21 protein-coding genes are annotated in these 22,010 nt (G+C 60.3%); 12 read left to right on the top strand and 9 right to left on the bottom strand.

Annotated elements, in window-relative coordinates:
- Nucleotides 1–9: 9 nt before the first annotated feature.
- Nucleotides 10–1,197 carry an enoyl-ACP reductase FabV gene (fabV, locus tag WJM78_RS00260; protein ID WP_339012493.1) on the bottom strand — a complete coding sequence of 396 codons (1,188 nt, stop codon included), beginning with the start codon at nucleotides 1,195–1,197 and terminating at the stop codon, nucleotides 10–12.
- Nucleotides 1,198–1,574: 377 nt separating this feature from the next.
- Between fabV and WJM78_RS00255 the strand changes: the two genes are divergently transcribed.
- Together WJM78_RS00255 and trpS are read left to right on the top strand one after the other, a co-directional pair.
- Nucleotides 1,575–2,009 carry a universal stress protein gene (locus WJM78_RS00255; protein ID WP_042035619.1) on the top strand — a complete coding sequence of 145 codons (435 nt, stop codon included), beginning with the start codon at nucleotides 1,575–1,577 and terminating at the stop codon, nucleotides 2,007–2,009.
- A 192-nt stretch (nucleotides 2,010–2,201) separates the two neighbouring features.
- Nucleotides 2,202–3,215, top strand: a complete 1,014-nt coding sequence (gene trpS, locus WJM78_RS00250) for a tryptophan--tRNA ligase (protein ID WP_339012489.1) — start codon at nucleotides 2,202–2,204, stop codon at nucleotides 3,213–3,215.
- Here trpS and WJM78_RS00245 read toward each other — a convergent pair.
- The gene (locus tag WJM78_RS00245; protein ID WP_275929671.1) at nucleotides 3,194–4,153 is read right to left on the bottom strand and encodes a LysR family transcriptional regulator; all 960 of its coding nucleotides are present in this window, start codon (nucleotides 4,151–4,153) and stop codon (nucleotides 3,194–3,196) included. The two genes, trpS and WJM78_RS00245, sit on opposite strands and share 22 nt — an antisense overlap.
- Before the next feature lie 91 nt (nucleotides 4,154–4,244).
- Here WJM78_RS00245 and WJM78_RS00240 point away from each other — a divergent pair, with 91 nt between their 5' ends.
- Nucleotides 4,245–5,144: a DMT family transporter gene (locus WJM78_RS00240; protein WP_339012486.1), complete on the top strand. Its 900-nt coding sequence runs from the start codon at nucleotides 4,245–4,247 to the stop codon at nucleotides 5,142–5,144.
- On the top strand, nucleotides 5,129–5,290 hold the full coding sequence (locus tag WJM78_RS00235; protein WP_157013301.1) for a hypothetical protein: 162 nt from the start codon (nucleotides 5,129–5,131) through the stop codon (nucleotides 5,288–5,290). The genes WJM78_RS00240 and WJM78_RS00235 overlap by 16 nt, the downstream gene beginning before the upstream one ends.
- Before the next feature lie 124 nt (nucleotides 5,291–5,414).
- Here WJM78_RS00235 and WJM78_RS00230 read toward each other — a convergent pair whose 3' ends face one another.
- Nucleotides 5,415–5,876, bottom strand: coding sequence for a DUF6314 family protein (locus tag WJM78_RS00230; RefSeq protein ID WP_339012482.1), 462 nt, complete (start codon nucleotides 5,874–5,876; stop codon nucleotides 5,415–5,417).
- A gap of 39 nt (nucleotides 5,877–5,915) precedes the next feature.
- Between WJM78_RS00230 and WJM78_RS00225 the strand changes: the two genes are divergently transcribed.
- Complete coding sequence (locus WJM78_RS00225; RefSeq protein ID WP_339012479.1) at nucleotides 5,916–6,770, top strand: carboxylate/amino acid/amine transporter; 855 nt, start codon at nucleotides 5,916–5,918, stop codon at nucleotides 6,768–6,770.
- Here the strand turns inward: WJM78_RS00225 and WJM78_RS00220 are convergent.
- Nucleotides 6,767–7,630 (bottom strand): GGDEF domain-containing protein, encoded by an 864-nt coding sequence (locus WJM78_RS00220; RefSeq protein ID WP_339012476.1) that lies wholly within the window; start codon nucleotides 7,628–7,630, stop codon nucleotides 6,767–6,769. The two genes, WJM78_RS00225 and WJM78_RS00220, sit on opposite strands and share 4 nt — an antisense overlap.
- A gap of 70 nt (nucleotides 7,631–7,700) precedes the next feature.
- Complete coding sequence (locus WJM78_RS00215; protein WP_042035611.1) at nucleotides 7,701–8,414, bottom strand: 3-deoxy-D-manno-octulosonic acid kinase; 714 nt, start codon at nucleotides 8,412–8,414, stop codon at nucleotides 7,701–7,703.
- Between the two features lie 173 nt (nucleotides 8,415–8,587).
- Between WJM78_RS00215 and WJM78_RS00210 the strand changes: the two genes are divergently transcribed.
- The 7 genes from WJM78_RS00210 (at nucleotide 8,588) to WJM78_RS00180 (ending at nucleotide 16,085) form a co-directional block, all read left to right on the top strand.
- Entirely contained in the window at nucleotides 8,588–9,655 is a 1,068-nt protein-coding gene (locus WJM78_RS00210) for a glycosyltransferase family 9 protein (protein WP_339012472.1), read from the top strand.
- 299 nt (nucleotides 9,656–9,954) lie between these two features.
- A complete protein-coding gene (gene gmk, locus WJM78_RS00205; protein WP_287145636.1) occupies nucleotides 9,955–10,581 on the top strand; it encodes a guanylate kinase in 627 nt (208 codons plus the stop codon).
- 79 nt (nucleotides 10,582–10,660) lie between these two features.
- Nucleotides 10,661–10,936, top strand: a complete 276-nt coding sequence (gene rpoZ / locus WJM78_RS00200) for a DNA-directed RNA polymerase subunit omega (RefSeq protein ID WP_005307060.1) — start codon at nucleotides 10,661–10,663, stop codon at nucleotides 10,934–10,936.
- A 135-nt stretch (nucleotides 10,937–11,071) separates the two neighbouring features.
- A complete protein-coding gene (gene spoT / locus WJM78_RS00195) occupies nucleotides 11,072–13,189 on the top strand; it encodes a bifunctional GTP diphosphokinase/guanosine-3',5'-bis pyrophosphate 3'-pyrophosphohydrolase (RefSeq protein ID WP_042035607.1) in 2,118 nt (705 codons plus the stop codon).
- Nucleotides 13,190–13,339: 150 nt separating this feature from the next.
- Complete coding sequence (gene trmH / locus WJM78_RS00190) at nucleotides 13,340–14,071, top strand: tRNA (guanosine(18)-2'-O)-methyltransferase TrmH (protein ID WP_339012466.1); 732 nt, start codon at nucleotides 13,340–13,342, stop codon at nucleotides 14,069–14,071.
- A 70-nt stretch (nucleotides 14,072–14,141) separates the two neighbouring features.
- A complete protein-coding gene (locus WJM78_RS00185; protein WP_339012464.1) occupies nucleotides 14,142–15,182 on the top strand; it encodes an alpha/beta fold hydrolase in 1,041 nt (346 codons plus the stop codon).
- A 90-nt stretch (nucleotides 15,183–15,272) separates the two neighbouring features.
- Complete coding sequence (locus WJM78_RS00180) at nucleotides 15,273–16,085, top strand: Cof-type HAD-IIB family hydrolase (RefSeq protein ID WP_042035626.1); 813 nt, start codon at nucleotides 15,273–15,275, stop codon at nucleotides 16,083–16,085.
- A 59-nt stretch (nucleotides 16,086–16,144) separates the two neighbouring features.
- On the opposite strand, the gene WJM78_RS00175 is transcribed toward WJM78_RS00180, so the two are convergent.
- The 4 genes from WJM78_RS00175 to WJM78_RS00160 form a co-directional block, all read right to left on the bottom strand.
- Nucleotides 16,145–16,459: a hypothetical protein gene (locus WJM78_RS00175; RefSeq protein WP_212514604.1), complete on the bottom strand. Its 315-nt coding sequence runs from the start codon at nucleotides 16,457–16,459 to the stop codon at nucleotides 16,145–16,147.
- 335 nt (nucleotides 16,460–16,794) lie between these two features.
- Nucleotides 16,795–18,072: a sigma-54-dependent transcriptional regulator gene (locus WJM78_RS00170; RefSeq protein WP_212514605.1), complete on the bottom strand. Its 1,278-nt coding sequence runs from the start codon at nucleotides 18,070–18,072 to the stop codon at nucleotides 16,795–16,797.
- A complete protein-coding gene (locus WJM78_RS00165) occupies nucleotides 18,056–20,509 on the bottom strand; it encodes an ATP-binding protein (protein WP_339012459.1) in 2,454 nt (817 codons plus the stop codon). The genes WJM78_RS00170 and WJM78_RS00165 overlap by 17 nt, the downstream gene beginning before the upstream one ends.
- Nucleotides 20,506–21,720, bottom strand: a complete 1,215-nt coding sequence (locus WJM78_RS00160; RefSeq protein ID WP_287145629.1) for an ABC transporter substrate-binding protein — start codon at nucleotides 21,718–21,720, stop codon at nucleotides 20,506–20,508. The genes WJM78_RS00165 and WJM78_RS00160 overlap by 4 nt, the downstream gene beginning before the upstream one ends.
- Nucleotides 21,721–22,010 lie beyond the last annotated feature (290 nt).

Below are 22,010 nucleotides of genomic sequence, written 5' to 3'. Positions count from 1 at the left end.
GATGGAGGATCATGGCACCAGATCGGTCAGTGAGGCCAGATCCACCGGTGCCCCGTAATCCACGCCCGGCAGCTCGAAACCATTGAGCTGCATGAAATCCTGCCGCAGCCCGGCGAAATCCCCCAGGGCATGGAAGTTGTCCGGCGTTACCTTGGACCAGAGGGTTGAGACAGCGGCCTGAATGGCCGGGTCAAGCTCGTGGTCATCCATCCGGATCAGCCGGTTGCCATCGGCCACTATCCCATTGGGCCCGTACATCTTGGCGGCAAACAGCCGCAGCATCTGCTCGATGCAGCCTTCGTGCACGCCGCGCTCCTTCATCACCCCCATCAACAGCCCCAGATAGACCGGCAACACAGGAATGTAGGCGCTCGCCTTGGTCACCAGCGCCTTGCAGACCGACACCCAGGCGTGACCACCGATCTCGGCTAGCTGCAGGTTGATGGTTTCGGCGGTGGCGTGCAGATGCTCCTTGGCGTAGCCGATGGTGCCATCCCGATAGAGGGGATAGGTGGATTCGGGGCCGATATAGGAGTAGGCCACGGTCCGGGCGCCAGCAGCGAGGCAACCCGCCTGCTGCAACGCCTTCATCCAGAGCAGCCAATCATCCCCGCCCATCACGGTGACGGTATCGCGGATCTCCTCCGGGGTGGCGGGGGCCAGCGACTGCTGCACCAGGGTATCCTGCTCCAGATCCAGCCCCCAGCCACTAAACGGCTGACCGGTGGTCTTGAGCACGGAGCGCACCTGAGTGCCAACCGGCAGCACCCGAATGCCGCTCGCCAGCGAGTAGATCACCAGATCCACCTGCCCCAGCTGCTGGCGTATGGTGTCGATGGCCTGCTGGCGCATGAGATCCGAGAAGGCATCACCGATCAGGTTGATGGCAATGCGTCCCTCCTGCTCCGCCGCCTTGCGAAACCAGATGTTGTTGTACCAGCCCGCGCTGCCGAGCCCCTTGTCAGACGGGCCCCGCTCGAACGAAACGCCGACGGTATCTGCACCGGCGCCGAAGGTGAGCGCGATGCGCGAGGCCAGCCCGAAACCGGAGGAGGCCCCCAGCACCAGCACCCGCTTGGGCCCGTTGAACCGGCCCGCCGCCCTGACGCTGGCAATCTGTTGCAACACGGCGGCGCGGCAGCCGATGGGGTGACAGTTGCGCGCAACGCAACCCTGGATCTGCGGGTGAATGATCATCAAGGGATCTCCAAAGGAACTGGCTACAGCATAACCAAGCAGCCACGGATTACCTTGATGTCGGGCGGGATATCGGCAGGAAGGGGGCAGAAAAACAAGAGGGAGCGCGAGGCTCCCCAAAGCGGTATTCAGATGCTTTTTGTTGTTTTGTGTTCATTGCGAAGCACGGGCACATCCTATGCCCGTCACCCCTTGCGGGCAAGCCGACGGGTGTGACCTGCTTCAAACTCCTGTTCGATATATAGACGATTTTTCGTCTACGACTGAAAGAGAGCCCCATAAGAAACTCTTCCAAATCCCGAAACTGTGCCACATACACCATTTTAGTTTCATCAGACATTGGTATAGTGGACTCAGGATCAGTGAGGAGAACTCCCATGAATGGAACCTATTACCAACACATACTGGCCGCGATCGACCTGTCGGAAGACAACCGCAAGGTGATCGACAAGGCGGTGGACAGAGCCCGATCCAACGGCGCCAAGCTGTCGGTTATCCATGTCGATGTGGACCTCAAGGATCTCTACACCGAGATGATCGATATCGACATCGACAACGTGCAGGATCAGGTGATCGCCGAAGCGAAAGAGAAGCTGGAGGCATTTCTGGCCTCGGTGGACTACCCCATCGAGAAGAAGCTGGTGATCTGCGGCGATCTGAGCGAGCGGGTCAATCAGGCGGTCAAGGAGTACGAGATCGACCTGCTGGTGTGCGGCCATCGTCAGAGTTTCTGGAGTCTGCTCACCTCCAGCGCCCGTCAGCTGATGAATACAGTGCCGTGCGATCTGCTGGTCGTCCCCTTGCAGAAGTGATGAAACCGGCGTAGTTTGATTTGCTATGAACATGACCACATTCAATCACAACTACTGGTGGTGCTGCTCCTAAACAGGCGGCACCGCGTTTCTATTCTAGATTTCCCAAAGAAAACACCGTGACCGCCGAGAGGCGGTCAACTGTTTTTATCCCTTTGTCGCCTCCCGGCTCACCCAACTGGAGAGAGTGACATGCACAACCCCGTTATCCTGACTGGCGATCGCCCCACCGGCAAACTGCACATAGGCCACTATGTCGGTTCCCTGCGCCAGCGCGTCGAAGCCCAGCACCACTTCCGTCAATTCGTGATGATCGCCGACTTGCAGGCGCTGACCGACAACGGCCACAACCCGGCCAAAGTGACCGACAATGTGCTGGAGGTGATGGCCGACTATCTGGCGGTCGGCCTCGACCCGGCCAAGACCACCTTCTGTTTGCAGAGCGCCCTGCCCGCCCTCGCCGAACTCACCTGCTATTACCTCAATCTGGTCAGCGTCGCCCGGCTGGAGCGCAATCCCACCGTCAAGGCAGAGATCCAGCAGAAGGGGTTCGAGCGCACGCTGCCGGCCGGTTTCCTGGTCTATCCGGTCAGTCAGGCCGCCGACATCACCGCCTTTCGTGCCAGCCACGTGCCGGTAGGGGAAGATCAGCTGCCGATGCTGGAGCAGACCAACGAGATCGTGCGCCGCTTCAACACGTTAGTTGGCAAAGAGGTGCTGACCGAGTGCCAGCCGATCCTGAGCGACACCGGCCGCCTGCCCGGCATCGACGGCAAGGCCAAGATGTCCAAATCCCTCGGCAACACCATCGAACTCGGCATGTCGGCGGAAGAGGTCAAACAGGCGGTGTTCGCCATGTATACCGACCCCAACCACCTCAAGGTGAGCGATCCGGGTCAGGTGGAGGGGAATACGGTGTTCGCCTATCTGGATGCCTTCCACCCCGACAAGGCGCTGGTGGCCGAGATGAAGGCGCACTATCAGCGCGGCGGACTGGGCGACATGCGCTGCAAACAGGTGCTCAACGACTGCCTGCAAACCCTGCTCGCGCCGATGCGGGAGCGCCGTGCCGCAGCCATCGCCGACAAGAAGATGCTGCTGGCACTGCTCTATCAGGGCACCGAGCAGGCCCGCGTCATCACAGATGAGGTGTTGGCGGAGGTGAAAAGCGCCATGGGGCTGGACTACTTCGCCAGCATCCGCTGAGCAGGCGTACCGAGCGCATCGTCGCCATAAAGGTCGAACACCAGCTGGTGCAGCAGGCTCTTGAACCAGCCGATCGCCTCATCGTGGGCGGTGAGCGGGTGCCCTGCCATCAGGTAGATGATGGGGATGGCGGGGTCGAGCTGGTGCATCCGCAGCGGATAGTAACGGCAGAAGTGGCGCCCGATCATCTCGGGCACCACCACCAGATAGCGGCCGGTTGCCATCAACGGTGGCACCGCCATAAAGCTCGGCAAGCGCACCCCCAGCTCCCGCTCCACCCCGAAGCGAGCCAGCCAGAGCTCCACCATCGCCTGACTGTGCCCCCAACTGGAGGTGTGGATATGGGGACGGCTCACCAGCTCGACCGGGGTCAGCACATCGGGCAATTCGCTACCAAGCGGCGACAGGCACACCAGCGGGTTGTTGAACCACTCCTCCCGCCACAAGCGGGGTGAGAGGTGATTCGCCCCGGCAAACCCGATCACCAGATCCAGCTCCCCCTTCTCCAGCTCCCGCTCGTAGTTGTTGTCTGCCAGCTCGCACACCTCAAGCCGACATTGAGGGGCCTGCCGATAGAGCCTGTCCACCAGCACAGGCACCAGCCCGTGCTCCACCGAACCCGGGGTGGCGATACGGAAAATTCGCCGCGCGGTGGCGGGATCAAACCCCTTGGCCTGCCGCAATCCCTGCTCCAGCATCGCCAATGCCTGGCGCACCGGTCCGGCCAGCGCCTTGGCCCGCTCGGTCGGCATCATCTCGCGTCGACTCATCACAAACAGCGGATCATCCAGCGCCACCCGCAGCCGACCCAGGGCATGACTGACGGTGGATTGGGAGAGATGCAGCCGATCGGCGGCATGGGTGACGTTGCGCTCCTGCATCAGCATGTCGAACACGGCGAGCAGGTTAAGGTCAAGACGGGCGAGTGAGCTATCCATCTATATTCGCCATAGTGAAATGCCAACAATTCATTTTTACCATAGTAACAGATTACCTAGAATGCGCTGGCTTAATACATCGGAGATTACAATGCGTAGCTATTTGTTATTGCTGGCCATTGGCCTGCTCTGGGGTTCCCAGTTCATTTTCATGCACCAGGCTGTTGCCGAGTTGCCCCCCATTCTGGTGGCTGCGGGTCGCGCCCTGTGCGGCAGCCTGACCCTGGGTCTGCTCTGCCTGTTTATGCGTCTCAAGAGTGAGCACACCCCGTGGCGGACCTATATGCTGATTGCCCTGCTGGATGCCACTATCCCCTTCATCATGGTTGCCTGGGGCCAACAGTATGTGGATAGCGCCATCGCCGCCGTGGTCATGGGTTGTATCCCGTTTGTGACCATTCTGGCTGCACCTCTGTTTATTTCTGGTGAAAGAATCACCAAAACCGGTCTGCTCTCGGTGATCATCGGCTTTGCCGGTGTGCTTACCCTGTTCTGGCCGAAACTCGCTCAGGGCATGAACGCTGGCCTGCTCGGTGCCGTCGCCATCCTGTTCGGTGCCAGCTGCTTTGCCATCGGCCTGTTGATGATCAAGCGCTTCGCCAAGGATCACCCTGTGGTCGTTGCCCGCAACATCCTGGTCTCCTCGGCAGCCCAGTTGCTGCTGGTCGCACCCTTCATGGTTGATCTCGGCAGCCTGACCATGCCGAGCAGCCAGGCCCTGAGCGCGATTACCGTGCTGGGTACTCTCTGTACCGGTCTGGTCTACTTCCTCTATATGGCGCTGATCCAGAAGGCTGGCCCGACGTTCGCCTCCTTCAGCAACTATCTGGTGCCGCTGTTTGGCGTGATGCTGGGTGCCCTATTCCTTGGCGAGCAGATCCACTCCACTACCGGTGTGGCACTGGCCCTGATCCTCGGCTCAGTCGCCATGAACCAGTGGGCGCAACAGCGTCGCATGCAGCGCGAGGTCTCCCTATGTCAGGCATCCTGACCACACTGTGCGGTGGTCTGGTACTGATCGCCAGCTGGCAATATCGCCAGCGCCTGGCCGGGATCATGGGCCTGCTGATGGTACTGCTGCCCTGGTTCTTCGACAGCAAGCTGCAAGCCATGCTGAGCTATGCCCTGCATGCCTGAAGTCCATCTCTGAATGTGTGACGAGAGTGTATCTCTCCTGTTTTTGGGACCGTTTTAAAAAACCTCCGATTTGTCCCCTGCTACCGGCGCTCTGCGCCGGTTTTTTTATGTCTGCCAGCGAGCGTCAAACCAGATAGCGATAACTGAGCCGCTCGTTCTTGCGCGGGCCGGTGATCTGCCAGCCGAGCAGAAAGCCGCCGTCGATCTCGGTCAGCTCGGCGCTGTAGTGGTCCGCCCCGCACAGATGCGGCTCGGCGGTCAGCCAGCGGCCATCCCCTTGCGGCAACAGCTCGAACAGTTCGACCGGCGCTTCATAACGCAAATGAGCGAGGCGGATCCCCCGCGCACTACGCTGCCACCAGAAGCGATTGTGAATGGCGAGTTCCCTTCCATGGGGTGTGGTGTAACGGCCCTGCTCGCTAAACAGCCAGCCACCCTGATGATCGGTCACCTGCACACTCCCCTCGCCCCGACCATTCCAGTCGGTCGCCGACCCCTCGCCATTGCTGGCGGTGAAGCTAAATGCTCCGACCTGTGGCAATCGCGCCCATAAACGCTGGATTGCCGCTTCCATCTCGGCCATCATAGCCCCCTTAAAATTGACAACTGACGATAAATCAATCACATGAACTACTTGATAGGGGTCACCCTGCTCTGGTCATTCTCCTTCAGCCTGATCGGGGTCTACCTCGCTGGCCAGGTGGATGCCTACTTCTCGGTGCTGACCCGCATCGCCCTCGCCAGTCTGGTGTTTCTCCCCTTCCTGCGTCGCCGCTGGCTGCGCCCCGATCTGGTGGCCAAGCTGATGACGCTCGGCGCCATCCAGCTCGGCATCATGTATCTCTTCTACTACCACTCCTTCCTGCTGCTGACGGTGCCGGAAGTGCTGGTGTTCACCATCTTCACCCCCATCTACGTCACCCTGCTCCACGATCTGCTGGAGGGGCGCTTCAAGCCCACCTATCTGTGGGGCGCCCTGCTGGCGGTGCTCGGAGCGGCCGTCATCCGCTTCGACGGCCTGACCGAAAGCTATGTGCTGGGATTTCTGGTGGTGCAGGGGGCCAACCTATGTTTCGCGCTCGGTCAGGTGGGCTACAAGGTACTGCTGGCGCGGGAGGCGGAGCAACCGCCACAGCGGGCAGTGTTCGGCTGCTTCTATCTGGGGGCCCTGGCTGTCGCCCTGCCCGCCTGGTGGCTGCTGGGCAAGCCGCAATACCCGACCAGCGGCTTGCAGTGGGGTATTCTGCTGTGGCTGGGGATAGGCGCTTCCGGCCTGGGTTACTTCCTGTGGAACAAGGGCGCCACCAGGGTCAGCAGCGGTGTGCTGGCCATCATGAACAACGCCCTTATCCCGGCGGGGCTGCTGGTCAACCTGCTGCTCTGGGGCAAGGATACCGATCTGACCCGGCTGACCATCGGCGGCCTGCTGATGCTGGCCTCGCTCTGGATCTGCCAGCGCGCCAACGCGAGCAAGCATTAACCAACGACGGTATTGTGCTCCCGTCTGGCCTGACCGTGACAGCTGGCCAGACGGGCCAGCAGGTGGTCGAGCTGCTCACCGCTCTGGCTCTGCACCAGCCCTATGCTGACGGTCACCGGCCGCTGCGGCAGCAGGCTGGCATCGGCGATCTCGAGGCGCAGCCGCTCGGCAATCTCCAGGCCACTCAGCCGATCTGTCTGGGAGAGCATCAGGATGAAGCCATCCTGGTCCCAACGGGCGAAGGGATCTTCCCGCTGCCGCTCGTGGCGTACTATGCGCACCAGCTTGGCCAGCATGGCATCACAGGCGGCCTCGCCAAACAGCTGCAGTATCTTGGCGCTGTGGTCCACGGTGAACTGCAGCAGGCTGAAGCTGCCACTCTCGGTCGCCAGCCGCTCGTCGAGCAGTTGTTCGAAGTGACTGCGGCTCTCCAGTCCGGTGAGGGGATCCATGCCGTGGCGTTCCTCCACGATCACGGCCAGCGGGTCGAGTTGGCGCACCACTCCCAGCACCTGACCGAGCTGATCGCACCGGGCCCGCTCTTCCAGCCGCACGTAGTGACCATCGTGATGCAGGATGCGGTATTCGAGCCGGATCTGGGCCAGTCGCCCACTCTGGCAGGCACCAAGCGCATCCTGCCGTGCGGCCACATCGTCGGGATGTACCCGTTCCAGCCAGCCGAGATCGTCCAGCCCGGTCTCATCCAATCCCAGCAGGCGCAGGCAGGAGATATCCCGCTGTACCCCCTGTTGCGGGCTCCAGCGCCAGAGTCCCGCCGCCAGCAGTGCCATGGCATCTGCCATCAGCGCCAGATCAAACCGGGTGATTGCGTCCCTCAGGGGAGCCTTGGGCGTGTCCATCGAGCGCCTCGAAACCGAATCGGAATACCTGCTCAATAAGTAACATTGGCTCTCGCGGCGAGCAACTGGGTCAGCTCGCTTTTCCTTGATAACCCTTCATCAAGGCCTGCCAGTTTTCCGGCACGAAGTGGAAACTGGTATGCAACTGGGACTCTTTGGTGAAAGAGCGCAGCAGCCGCTCCAGGTTGGCCTGCTGCCAGCTACCGGACGAGCGGATCGCCCCCTTGTCAAAATCGATGACCCACACCTTGCCCTCCTTGTCGAGCAGCAGGTTGTGACTGTTGAGATCCGCATGGTAGACACCGGCATCGTGCAGCTGGCGCACCGTCTGGCCGACCTTGTGCCACACCTCGCCAGCGATCGGTCCCTGCTTGAGCAGCGCCACCAGATCCTTGGCGCCGCGAATGCGCTCGATCAGGATATCGGCCCGATAGAAGGGGCCCTGCTTGGCCATGCGGGCCGCAAACGGGCGCGGCACCGGCAAGCCCTGCTCGCTCAATTTGGCCAGCAGACTGTATTCGGCCATGGCACGACTGCTCTCTACCCCCTCGAACCAGAATCGATCCCGCACCACCTTGCCCACCATGCCACCACGATAGTAGTGGCGTAGCACCAGGTGACGGGATTCATCCTTCACGAACCAGGTCACCCCGCGACCGATGGAGGAACCCACTACCTGGCGATGGGTCTGCCACCAGGCCGGATCAAACAGCTCGGGAGAAGGGTCACGAAAAACCCCTTCGGCGTACCAGCAGATCTGGTTGTGTTCGGTCTGTATTCGCATCTTGGTGATCCCGGTCGGTCAGTGATCGCAATGGTTCGATTCACGATAAAGCGGCTTGTCAGCACGAACCCGTGCTCCTTGTAAGGATCACGGCCAGTACCGGCGGCCAGTTGCGCGCAATTTTACAATCCACAGGGGAGTTTGCATAATGCCATCCATCCATTTTTCCACCATTGCGCCACATCATGCCGCTGTTCCCAACGCCGCCCTCTTCTATCTGCATACTGCGGCTCTCCGCCATCGGGGATTGCTGCCACGCGCTGGCACTGGTGCGCGTCATCCAGCGGGCCTGGCCCCAGACCCGCATCACTTGGATCACCGGCAAAATCGAAGCGACCCTGTTTGCCGACTTGCCCGGGGTGGAGGTGATCGCCTTCGACAAAAGCAAGGGTTGGCGCGGCTACCGCGATCTCTGGCAGACCCTCAAGGGGCGCAGGTTCGATGCCCTGCTCCACCTGCAAGCTGCCATGCGCGCCAGCATTGCCACGCTCGGTATCAAGGCCAGGATCAAGCTCGGCTTCGACAAGGAGCGCGCCAACGACGGTCAGTGGCTGTTCACCAACCACAGGGTGCCATCCCCCGCATCGCCCCATGTGCTTGACGGCTTTCTCGCCTTCGCCAAAGAGCTCGGCATCCAGGATCTGACCCCGGACTGGCAACTGCCCATAAGCCCTGAACATCAGGCATGGGCAAAGGAGAAGATTGGCGGCAAACCGACGCTGCTCATCTGCGCCGCCGCCAGCAAGGCATTCAAGAACTGGACGGCCGAAGGTTATGCTGCGCTGGCAGATCATGCCGCCAACAAGGGCTTTCAGGTCTATCTGTGCGGCGGCCCAGCCAAGCTCGAGCGGGATCTGGCCGCCGACATACAGCGACTGAGCCAGCGCAAATCAGTGGATCTGGTGGGGCAGACCAACCTCAAGCAACTGCTGGCGCTGATTGGCGAAGCGAGTCTGGTGCTGGCCCCGGATACAGGCCCCACCCACATGGCAACCTTGGTGGGCACACCGGTGATCGGCCTCTACGCCCATCACAATCCGGCCCGCACCGGCCCCTATCTATGCCGCGACTACGTGGTCAGCGTCTATCAGGAACTGATCGAACAGGAGACCGGCAAGCCGCTGGCCGATCTGAGCTGGCGCTCCCGCCTCAAGGACCCAGAGGCCATGAGCAAGATCACGAGTGAACAGGTCATCGCCGCGTTCGATCGGCTCTGCGCCGATCGCCATCTGCCAGACTGAGAAGCAACTCGGGAATTCCGAGCCATCAGGCAGGGATAACCTGATGGCCTCTACCCGCCCCCAAAGGCACAATGAGGACTGATGTGGGTTACGCTCCCGCAGCAAGCTACGAAGACTTTGATTGGCTGGAATATGATTCCGGCCGTTTTTTTATCCGCCGCCTTCTGTTAAAATTCGCCGCCTTTACATCCCCCTGATCCAAGAATTTTCCGCGTTTTGCGTTGGGCTGTCTCCCTTTCGGGCACAAGACGGCAGCCTCTGCTACAACCAAAACACGGGTTTCGATTAAAGGTAATCACATGGCGCAACAAGGCACTCTCTATATCATCTCCTCCCCGAGCGGGGCGGGTAAATCCAGCCTGCTCAATGCCTTGCTGGCCAAACATAACGTAGCAGGCAAGATGCAACTGTCGGTCTCCCACACGACTCGTGCCATGCGCCCGGGCGAAGAGGACGGGGTGCACTACCACTTCGTGCCGGTGGAGACATTCAAGGCGCTGATCGCGCGCGGTGACTTTCTGGAGTGGGCCGAAGTGTTCGGCAACTACTACGGCACCTCCCGCGCCGCCATCGAGGTCTGTCTGGCCAAAGGGATCGACGTCTTCCTCGACATCGACTGGCAGGGCGCCCGCCAGATCCGCGAGCAGATGCCGACCAAGTCCATTTTCATCCTGCCTCCCAGCCGTGCCGAGCTGGAACAGCGCCTGATCGGTCGCGGTCAGGACAGCAGCGAGGTGATCGCCGGCCGGATGGCGAAAGCCATTGCCGAAATGGTGCACTACGACGAGTATGACTATGTCATTATCAACGAAGACTTTGAGCTGGCACTGTTCCAGCTCAGGGCCATTATTGAGTGCCAACGGCTGGAAATGCATCAGCAACAGCAGGCCCAACAAAACTTGCTGCAACAGCTACTGGCAGAATAGGCCAAAAACAAGTAAACTTTTGCGTCATTTTTAAACACCGCTTTTCTAAACACAGAAAGCCCAAACACTGGAGTCCTGCATGGCACGCGTTACTGTAGAAGATGCTGTAAAACAGGTAGGTAACCGTTTTGACCTGGTGCTGGTCGCCGCCCGCCGCGCCCGCCAAATCGCGGTTCAAGGCAAAGATCCCCTGGTTGACGAAGAGAACGACAAGCCGACCGTGATCGCCCTGCGCGAGATCGAACTGGGTCTGGTGAACAACCAGGTGATGGACACCCAGGACCGCTACGAGCAGCAAGAGCAGGAAGCCGCCGAGTTGGCTGCCGTTGCTGCCATCGCCGAAGGCCGCGGTTAAGTCAGTTATTTCTCATAGTCGGCGCCCGCCCGGGTGCCGACTGTTCTTCCCATTTACAACCGCTCGAAAACCTCGCAAACTCGGGACTATACCCTCTATTCCACGGATTGCCGTTTAACCGCTGCGGGGACTGTCTTGTATTTATTTGAAAATCTTAAAGAAATAGCCAGTTCCTACCTGCCACCAGAGCAGGTTGAGAAGCTCAAGCAAGCCTATGTGGTGGCCCGTGATGCCCACCAGGGACAAATGCGCTCCAGTGGCGAACCCTATATCACCCACCCGGTTGCCGTTGCCCGCATTCTCGGCGACATGCGACTCGATCACGAAACGCTGATGGCTGCCGTGCTGCACGACGTCATCGAAGATACCCCCGTGACCAAGGCCGACCTGGCCGAACTGTTTGGCGATGCCGTCGCCGAGCTGGTAGCGGGCGTTTCCAAGCTCGACAAGCTGAAATTTCGCGATCGCAAAGAGGCTCAGGCCGAAAACTTCCGCAAGATGGTGATGGCCATGACCCAGGATATCCGGGTCATCCTGATCAAGCTGGCCGACCGCACGCACAATATGCGCACCCTGGGTTCACTGCGGCCCGACAAACGCCGCCGCATCGCCCGTGAAACCCTCGAAATCTTCGCCCCCATCGCCAACCGCCTCGGTATTCATACCATGAAGAACGAGCTGGAAGAGCTGGGCTTCGAAGCGCTCTATCCCATGCGCTCCCGCGTGTTACGAGAGTCGGTGCGCCGTGCCCGTGGCAACCGCCGCGAAATCATCGACTCCATCCAGAGCGAGATCGAGGGCCGTCTGCGAGATGCCGGTATCGACTCCCAGGTCAGCGGCCGCGAGAAGAACCTGTTCTCCATCTACAACAAGATGGAGAAAAAAGAGCTGCAATTTCATGAGGTAATGGATATCTACGCCTTTCGCGTCAGGGTGAAGGACATAGATACCTGTTACCGGGTGCTGGGGCAGATGCACAGCCTCTACAAGCCACGCCCCGGTCGCTTCAAGGATTACATCGCCATTCCCAAGACCAACGGCTACCAGTCACTGCACACCTCGCTGGTGGGACCGCACGGGGTGCCGGTCGAGGTACAGGTCCGCACCGAGTTCATGGATCAGATGGCCGACAAGGGGGTTGCCGCCCACTGGGCCTACAAGCAGGATGGCGACAGCTCGGGCACCACAGCCCAGATCCGCGCCCAGCGCTGGATGCAGAGCCTGCTGGAGCTGCAACAGAGCGCCGGCAGCTCGTTTGAATTCATCGAAGGGGTCAAGACCGACCTCTTCCCGGACGAGATCTACGTCTTCACCCCGGAAGGCCGCATCATGGAGCTGCCCACGGGCGCCACGCCGGTGGACTTCGCCTACACGGTGCACACCGACATCGGCCATGCCTGCGTTGGCTCGCGGGTCGATCGCCACCCCTATCCGCTGAGCAGCCCGCTGCATTCGGGTCAGACGGTGGAGATCATCACGGCGCCAGGGGCTCGCCCCAACGCGGCCTGGCTCAATTTCGTAGTGACTACCAAGGCCCGTTCCAAGATCCGCCAGTTCCTCAAGAACCTGCGTACCGAAGAGTCGGTGGTGCTGGGTCGCCGCCTGCTCAACCATGCGCTCGGCGTCAAGAACATCGAAGATATTCCGGAGCCGCGCATCAAGCAGGTGCTGACCGACACCAAGCATGAGAACCTGCAGGGCTTGCTGGCCGACGTGGGTCTGGGCAATGCCATGAGCGTCATGGTAGCGCGTCGCATGCTGGGGGATGAACTGCCGCCGGAAGAGCAGCCCAAGTCCAGCAGCAAGAAGATGCCGATCAAGGGTGCCGACGGCATGCTGGTCACCTTCGCCAACTGCTGCCGCCCGATCCCGGGGGATGCCATCATTGCCCACATCAGCCCGGGCAAGGGGCTGGTGATCCACCAGGAAGCCTGCCGCAACATCAAGGGCTACAGCCGCGAACCGGACAAATACCTGCCGGTACAGTGGGAGGTGGACAAGGATCAGGAGCAGGAATTCCGCACCGGTATCAGCATAGAGATAGTCAACCATCAGGGAGCGCTGGCCGAGCTGGCCAACGTGATTGCCGCCACCGGCGCCAACATTCACGCCATCAGCACCGAAGAGAAGGATGGCCGTGTCTATCTGGTCACCCTGCTCATCACCACCAAGAGCCGTATCCACCTGGCCAACATCATGCGCAAGATCCGCGTGATGCCCAATGTGCTCAAGGTGAACCGACAGAAGAACTGAATACAGGCGGCGCAAGCCGCCTGCTGCTTTATAGAGACACGCCATGACCCCCGAACGCCTCAAGCCAAACCGCACCATACTGACCCGGCGTCAGCCCGACCCGCTTGCTGCGCACTCCTGGCACACCCGACTCACCCAATAGAAACTGATATGACTCCTGAACGCTTTAAACGGATTTCCGACATGCTGGCTCAGCGCCAGCTCGACTTGACCGTCTGCATGGAAGAGGTCCACAAGCCTCACAATCTGGCTGCCATCGTGCGCACCGCCGATGCCATCGGCATCCACAGGGTGCATGCCGTCTGGCCAAAGAGCTGGATCCACAAACGCAAGGGCACGGCACGCGGCAGCCAAAACTGGGTAGATGTGAAACTGCACCCGGATATAGGCACTGCCGTGGCCGAGCTGAAAGCCGCCGGCATGCAGATCCTGGCGACCCATCTTTCAGAGAGCTCGGTGGACTTTCGCACCATAGACTACACCCGTCCCACCGCCATCCTGGTGGGCCAGGAGAAGCACGGCATAGGGGAAGCGGCGCTGGCGCTGGCCGATCACCATATCGTCATCCCCATGGTAGGCATGGTGCAGTCTCTCAACGTCTCCGTGGCCGCCGCCGCCATCCTGTATGAAGCACAGCGCCAGCGCGAGTTGGCCGGCTGCTATCAGCGCGGCTGCCCGCTCGACCTTGAAGAGCAGAACAGCATATTGTTCGAGGGGGGCTACCCCATCTATGCCCAGCTCTGTAAAGAAAAAGAGATGCCCTATCCCCAGCTTGGTCCGGCCGGCGAAATCCTGGCAGACGAGGCTTGGTGGCAACAGATGCAACTGACACGCAAGGGTTGGGCCGCACAGCAAGAAGAGTCCGAGTGGCAGGAGGAGTGATGTACTGCCAGCACCACGACCAAGGTTATATCGCCGTGTTTTATCAAACTTGGCAAACGGAGTGTGCCTGATGAAACCCCTCTCTATTTCCCTGTTGACCCTGACCCTGTTTTCTGCCGGAGCCCTTGCCGTGACCCATCCCTATCAACTGACTCCCGAAGCCGATGTGCCCACCCTCTATCAGCAGACCCTGCCCGACTTCTGGCGCGAGCACGCCGTCGAAGGGGAATTCAAGGGCAAGGATGACGTCACCATCCGCTATGCCACCCTGCGCCAGGCCAAGGTCGATCGCGCCATCCTGATCGTCAACGGCCGGACCGAGAGCTATCTCAAGTATCAGGAGCTGGCCTGGGATCTGTGGCGTCAGGGCTACAGCCTCTATCTCATCGATCACCGTGGTCAGGGCATGTCCGATCGCCTGCTGGACAACCCGGAGAAAGGACATGTCGACCAGTTCGACGACTATGTACTGGATCTGAAGCAATTTCACGACCAGGTCATAATGGCAGACCAGCCCGCCAAGCTGTTCCTGCTGGCCCACTCCATGGGTGGCGCCATCTCGGCGCTCTATCTGGAACGCTGGCCGGATGACATCAAGGCCGCCGTGCTCTCCTCCCCCATGATGGGCATCAACCTCAGCGGCCTGCCCAAGTGGCTGGCCCAGGGGCTGGCAGCCAGCATAGACAAGGTCGGCAACTGGCTGGGCGAACCGCCCTATGGCCCGGGTCAGGGCAGCTATCAGCCCCGCGAATTTGCCGAGAATAGCCTGAGCCACAGCAAGCCACGCTATCAGGCATTTCGCGAGCTCTACGAGCAACACCCGCAGATCAAGCTGGGTGGGGTGACGGCCCACTGGATCCGCGAGGGGATAGCCGCCGGCGACAGCGCCATCGCCGCAGCCGATCACATCAAAACGCCACTGCTGCTGCTGCAGGCGGGGGAAGACAGTGTGGTGGACAATGCCGCGCAGGATGCTTTCTGCACCCGGGCTCGGTGTGAAGGGGGCAAGCCGCTGCGGATAGAGGGCGCCTGGCACGAGCTGTTCATGGAGGCCGATCCCCTGCGTCAGGCGGCGCTGAACGCCACCCTGGCCTTCTTCGATCGCTTCTGACACGGGTTATTTTTTGGATCCCTAAATAAATGGGGTGACGCAAAACGCTGGGGTACACTGCCCCTGCGTTCAATTGATGCCGAGGTAATGATGTTCAAGGTAGTTGTATCCGATCTCGATGGCACCCTGCTAAACAAGCAGCACCAGATCTCCCCCCGCACCCGTGAAACCCTGCACCGTCTGGTGGAACAGGGGATCAAGTTCGTGGTGGCCACAGGCCGGCACCATGTGGACGTGCGCAGCATTCGCGACACGCTCGGGCTGGACATCTACCTCATCACCTCCAACGGGGCCGTGGTGCACGACAAGCAGGATCAGCTCATCTTCAATCAGGCGCTGCCAGCTACCGTGGCCGCCGAGTTGATCGCGCTGGAGCGCGACCCCTCTATTCACCTCAACGTCTACTATGACGACGAGTGGCTGGTGGAAGAGGAGGAGCCCTGGTTTTTGCAATTCCATGACGCATCCGGTTTCACCTACCGCCTGACCGACCTCGCCACCCACCCGATGGACAAGGTCAACAAGGTGTTTTACATCGGCGACCACGAGAAGCTGCTGCAGATCGAGGACCAGCTCAATCAGCATTATGGTGATCGACTCAACGTCACCTTCTCCCTGCCGGACTGTCTCGAGGTGATGCACGCCGGGGTGCACAAGGGTAATGCCTTGCGCGCCGTGCTTGAACAGAACGGGCTGGAGATGTCCCAGGCCATCGCCTTCGGGGATGGCATGAATGACTTCGAGATGCTGAGCATGGTGGGCCGTGGCGTGGTGATGGGCAACGCCCACGATCGCCTCAAACTGGCCCTGGCAGACCACGAACAGACCCTGAGCTCGGATGAAGATGGCGTCGCCGTCTATCTGGAGCAGCTGTTCGACATCAGTACCACAGGCGAAGCCTGATCCCTGCCGTCATGGATACCGCCTGTGGGTGGTATCCATGACGTTCCTACCTTTCGCTCCTAACGTTGGAAGCAGTGGTCGCACGCCCTGCACCGATATTGCCGTGAAATCTGGCGATCAATGGTGCGGCCGAGCCATAACCCCAGCCCGCCTCCAGTTGCGCCCCCCAACAAGGCCCCCCCCAGAGCACCGGCAATGGCGCCAATGGGCACGCCTATCCCTCCCAGGGTTACCCCCATGCCAGCACCAACCTTGGCGAAAGTGGCTGCACAGGCATAACCACCAGCAGCACCACATCCCATGGCGCAGGCCCGCCCCACCCGCTCATCCAATGCCTTCTCAACCCCTTCTTTCAGACACCTTGGACATCTCATGATGTACCCCTTCGCCGACACAATAGAATCCGCTGTTCACGCCCTGAACAAGTTTCGCTCTTATCTGTATCGGCCGCACTCGATAATGTACCGGTAATAACTCAAATTTTGACGGTTCCAGCCCGACTTTGAAACCCTCATATGAATCTCGCCAAAACGTCACACCCGTTGCACCGAGCAACGTCAGCACCGAGCTCAACCACCATCTGAGCGTCGTCGCGGGCTATGACAGCGCCATGCTGGAGAACCTGGAGATCATTCGCCAGACTGGTAGCCCGCTGGGGCCCAGGGCCAGCAACTGGCCACCACTGTGCCGCGATTCAAGCTCTGACCATTCAGCTGGCGGGCTTGAACTGCTCCTTGTCGAGATTGTGTTTCTTCATTCGCAGATAGAGCTTCTTGCGCGGGATCCCGAGGTAGTGGGCGGCCTCGGTCACCCGGCCGGAGAACAGGAACAGGGTATCTTCGATCACCCGCCGTTCAAACTCTTCCACCAGATCGTCCAGCGGCTCCTTGGCGCTGGCCAGCGGCATCGCCCGCTCAACGCCCGCCAGCTTGACGATGCCCACCGCATAGAGCTCGGCCACGTTCCGGAGCTCGCGCAAATTGCCGGGCCACTGATGCCGCTTGAGCGTCTCCAGATAGGCGCGGTCCACCGCTGGCACGGGCTGGCCAATCCGTTTGCAGCCCTGACGCAGAAAGGCCCGAAACAGGGGGATGATGTCGCAACTGCGTTCGACCAGCCGAGGCAACTTGAGCCTCACCTGAGAGAGGAAGTAGTAAAGCTCCGGCATCAACTGGTGTCGTTCCACCAGCCCCTCCGGCGACTCGTCAAACAGCGCTATGGTACGCAGGGACTTGTTCCCCTTGCGCTCCTGATCCAGCAGATGGTTACCCAGCCAGCGCTGGCACTCGGCCGTGAGTCTGGCGGGAGACTGCAACACCAGGGTCCCCTGCTCCACGAGAGCCAGACTGGCCTGTATCTCGGCCAGCGAGCCTGCCGACACGCAATCATGCAGATGGCATGGCTGTGCCTTACGCGCGCTGATCCTGTGCAGCAACAGGGCCAGCGTGTGCCGGCCAGAGCCGGCAGGCCCCTCCAGCATCAGATCCTTGTCGGTCTGTGCCAACTGGCTGATCTGGTTTCGAATGGCCACTATCTGCGGGCTGGTACCAATCAGCTCGTCATCGACTGCCGCCTGGATCTCGCTGCGGCGCGCCAGAGTGGCGCTGCGCTGATGGCAGGCTCGCTCCAACAGGGCCAGCAAGGCATGGGGGTTGAGCGGTTTCTCCAGAAAATCGAATGCACCCTGCTTCACCGCTCGCACCGCCAGGGGAATATCGCCGTGACCCGTGATCATGATGACCGGGATCTCGGTGTCTATCTCCTGTACCCGGGTCAGCAGATCCATACCGTTCATGGCGGGCATGTAGATATCGGATACCACCACGCCAGGCCATTGGGCAGTGAGCAGGGTCAATGCCTCGTGGGCCGAAGCGGTGGCTCTGGGGTGATAACCGGAGAGCCGCAGCAGGTGGCAATAAGACTCCAGCACGTCCTCATCGTCATCCACCAACAAGACGTTGGCCGGGCGGCTACGGGGTAACAACATCGACAGACCTCTCCTCGTTCATGTGCTCATCAGAGACTGGGTTCCCGGATGGGCAGAGTACACGGATCCCGCTGAACTCCAGGATCACCATGGCGCCACCCGTCAGGGCCGAGCCTAGCAAGATCCCGGCATCACAACGGGCCAGCAGGGAGCGACAGATGGTCAGCCCCAGTCCCAATCCCACCTCCTTGGACGTGGTGAAGGGGGTAAACAATCTGGGCAGGATGGCCTCACCGAAGCCGGCACCGCTGTCGGCGATGGCAATCTTGAGCTGACTGCCCCCCTGTTCCAGCAGCAACAGGCGGATCTCGCGGGTGGCCAACCCGGCGATGGCATCCATCCCGTTCACCAACAGATTGACCAGCACCTGCTCCACCAACACGGGATCGGCCTCGATCCAGAGCCCGGCGGGCAGCTCGTTCCTCAGGATGCAACCATCCCGTCTGGCCCTCGTCTCTAGCAGCAACAGAGCCTGTTCGGCCACCTCACCCAGATCGAGCCGGATGCGGGTCTCTTCGGTCGGCGACTTGCGCGCAAAATTGCGCAGCGCCGTGATAATACGACTCATACGCTGGCTAAGTTTCTCTATTTTGCCAAGGTCTTCGCCCAGCGTCTCGAACTGCCCGGCATCGAGCGCAGCCCGACTGGTGTAGAGATAGGTCATCATCGCCGACAGGGGTTGGTTGAGTTCATGGGCCAGACTGGTCATCGCCTGCCCCACCACTGCCATCTTGGCAGCCTGGATCAACTCATCCTGGGTCTGCAGCAGGTTGCGCTGGGCATGCTGCCGCTGCACCACCTCTGCTGCCAGCAGATGGTTGTTCTCGGTCAGCTCTCGGGTACGATCCTCCACCAATTGCGCCAACTCCCTGGCGGTCAGCTCCTGGCGGGTCACATCCGTGATGGTGATGATAAATCTGTGTCCCCGCCCCTGTTCGAAGCGACGCAGATTGAAGTGCAGGAAACGGGGCTTGCCCTCCCGCTCGCTGGCAACCGTGCACTCGCTATGACCGAGCTGATACAGCGGCTGTCCCGGCAGGAACTGGCTGGCCAGCACAGTCCTGGCTTCTTCGGGAACAGCCTGCCACAGCGGCTGATCCGGTTTGATGGTCGTCTGCTGGAACAGGGTCAGCGCACTCGGGTTGACCGACTCAATGGTGCCATCGGGATGACAAGTGATGAGACAGGCCTGGGTATTGTTGATGAGGTTCAGGGCGTTGGTCCGTTCCATCTGCTGCAGCTGTTGACAGAAATGGCGCAGGCTCTCCCCCAGCTGGCCGATCTCGTCCCGCCCGCTGGTTCTGACCGGCAGATCCATCTTGCCCGCCGCAACCCGTGCCAGATCCTGCCCCAGCACATCGAGCCGCCCGATCAGGCGACGACCGATCAGCACCACCAACACAAAGATGCTGAGCAAGATGGCGAGCGCAAGTACCACCAGAATCACCAGTTTGCCGGTCGCCACCATCTGGCTGCTGTTGTGCCCCAGCTTACTGAGAGAACGGTTTGCCTCGCTCACCGTCAGGCTCACCCGCTGGTGATAGCGCGATACGGCATCATCCAGCTGGGGCCGCAGAGCCGCCAGCCGCTGGTGAGTCAAGGCATCCGCCTGCAGCAGCTGGTGCAGCTGACCATCCGGCTTCACCAGGGTCACTATATCCTGCAGGATCTGGCGATAGCTGACGGTCGAGGGGTACTCTGCCAGGCGGGAAGTCAGCTCATCTATTTCGTCAATCTTGTAACCGATGAACAGAAATGCGCTTTCCAGATCCTGTTCATACCGCTGGGTAATGACCTCGTTGACCAGCGCCTGCAACTCGTTTTCCTTGAACGTCAGATCCTGCAGGACGGAAAACTCCTTGATGACACTGCCAAACTCGCCCATGTCATCCGAGCTGGCCACCATGCTGGTCAGATGCCACTCCACTTCCTGCAGCAGGGGGACGACGTCGTCCACCAGATCCTGATGCCGCCAGTTGCTGCGCTTTTGCAGCTGCTGCAGGGTTTCGAAGTGATCGATCTGCTGCTCTAGATAGGCGGCGTGCTCCGCCACCAGCGCGCTCAATTCATCGAACGTATGCCGCTGCGACGGCGTCTCCTGATCTCCCGGCGTACCCAGCAGATAGGCATTCTGGATATCCCGCAGGGTGGAGGAAACCGACCTGGAGAGCCGCTGGTACTGCACCGGATCACGGGTGTCTCGCAACTGGGCCAGCAGCAGCAACAAGCGGGAACTGGCGCGTTCCAGCTGATAGGCGCTACCGATGGCGGGCAGGCTCTCCTCGACAATCAGGTTGACCTGCTGTCCCAGCCGCTCCCATACCATGTAAGCGGCCATCCCCATGATCCCGGTCAGGGTCGTGATGGCCACAAAGGCGAGGATGAGCCGACGCCCCAGACTGCTCGGCATGCGCAAGCTGCGCCCCAGCCGGCTCATGGCTTGACCGCCTGCTCTACCAGTCGTTGTGCCTCGTTCAGTCGCCCCTCCATCACCTGACGCCACTGGTGCATTACCCGCTCTGCCTGCGGATTTCCCTGCTCTCGATCGTACATGCCATCGAACAACGCGAGCAGCGCCGGGTCCTGCGCCTGCTGTTCGTTCAGGGGGGGCATGCTGGCCTTGCGGCGCGCCTGCTCCAGCAGTTTGATCCGCCAGGGTTCCTGCTGGGTATCCGCTCCGTTAATCCCCTGCCAGGTCATTTTCAGCCTGGGCATCTGCTGGATAATGGTCTGTTCGAACAGCGCCTTGAGCAGGCCAGCTCGCCGATACAACAGCGCCTTGTCGGTAACATAACGGGTCTGCCTGGCCAGCGCCGGCTGACTCAGTGTGGCCTTGGCCATGCCGGGAGTCCCTATGATGGCCTGCCCCCTGGCTGACAACAAATATTGGATGAACAGGGCCCCGTTGGCCGGATTGGCACTGCTGCGGGTCACCCCCAGATAGGTCGGCAGGATCACGGAGTCCGGCATGATGTTGAAACCGACGTGATCGAAGCGGACCTGGCTGTTGAAGGCATAGCTGTCGATCACCAGTCCGGCGCCGGCCAGCCCGCGCGTGATGCCATCGCTCACCCCGAAACTGCGCGCAGTGATGGCCGACAGGTTGCTGCCGAGTCGCATCAACAGGGCCCAACCCTGCTCCCAGCCATACTGCTGCAGGACGCTCTCCACCATCATGTGGGTCGTACCGGATTGGGAGGGGGAGCTCATCATGACGTGCCCCATGAAAACCGGTGACGCCAGCTGTTGCCAGGTGGTGGGCAGGGGCAACTGATATTTGGTCAAATAGCGGCGGTTATACATGATACCGCTGCTGGAATATCCGACGACCGCCACTTTATTACTTAATCCCAGGGTATGCGGATTCAGCCAGTCTGGGGGAATAGTGGCGTTCGGCAAGGGGGCCAGCAAACCCGCCTTATCCAGCGTGTTAAAAAAAGTCGGCGACGATGACATGATAATATCAACGGGAGGCGCATCCGCCTCCGTTAATAATCGCAAGGATGGAGTGGTACGCCGATAAATAACCTCGACCCGGATTTCCGGATATTGTTCGGCAAAACCGTCGATCACCGCCCTGACCGGCGTCTCCGAGAAGGAGGTAAGCACGGTCAATGACGCGGCCTGAATGGATCTGAATGGCAACATCACCACGACCAAGCAGAGGGGAAGCAGTCGGCAAAATAGTGGCATAGGGTGTCTATCGGCTCGCTATCAATGTCAGATTATGTGCTGCACATCTAATATTCAGCACATGATAATATTTTATTAAATGGGGGGGTGAGCCAGTTCTGACTCATATCGCCCTGTCGGGATCACTATTGTTATTCATTGAATATCGATAGGACAGTCTGAATATGTCACTTTTGACTCATGCCCCCTTATGGTTGAGTCAGAGTTGACCCATATCTGACATTTTGCCGCCTGAAATTCTCCCT

Origin of the sequence: Aeromonas popoffii (assembly GCF_037818705.1) — a bacterium.
Lineage (GTDB): Bacteria > Pseudomonadota > Gammaproteobacteria > Enterobacterales > Aeromonadaceae > Aeromonas > Aeromonas popoffii.
The sequence above is the reverse complement of the archived record's forward strand: the minus strand, read 5'-3'. Positions and strand labels throughout refer to the sequence as shown.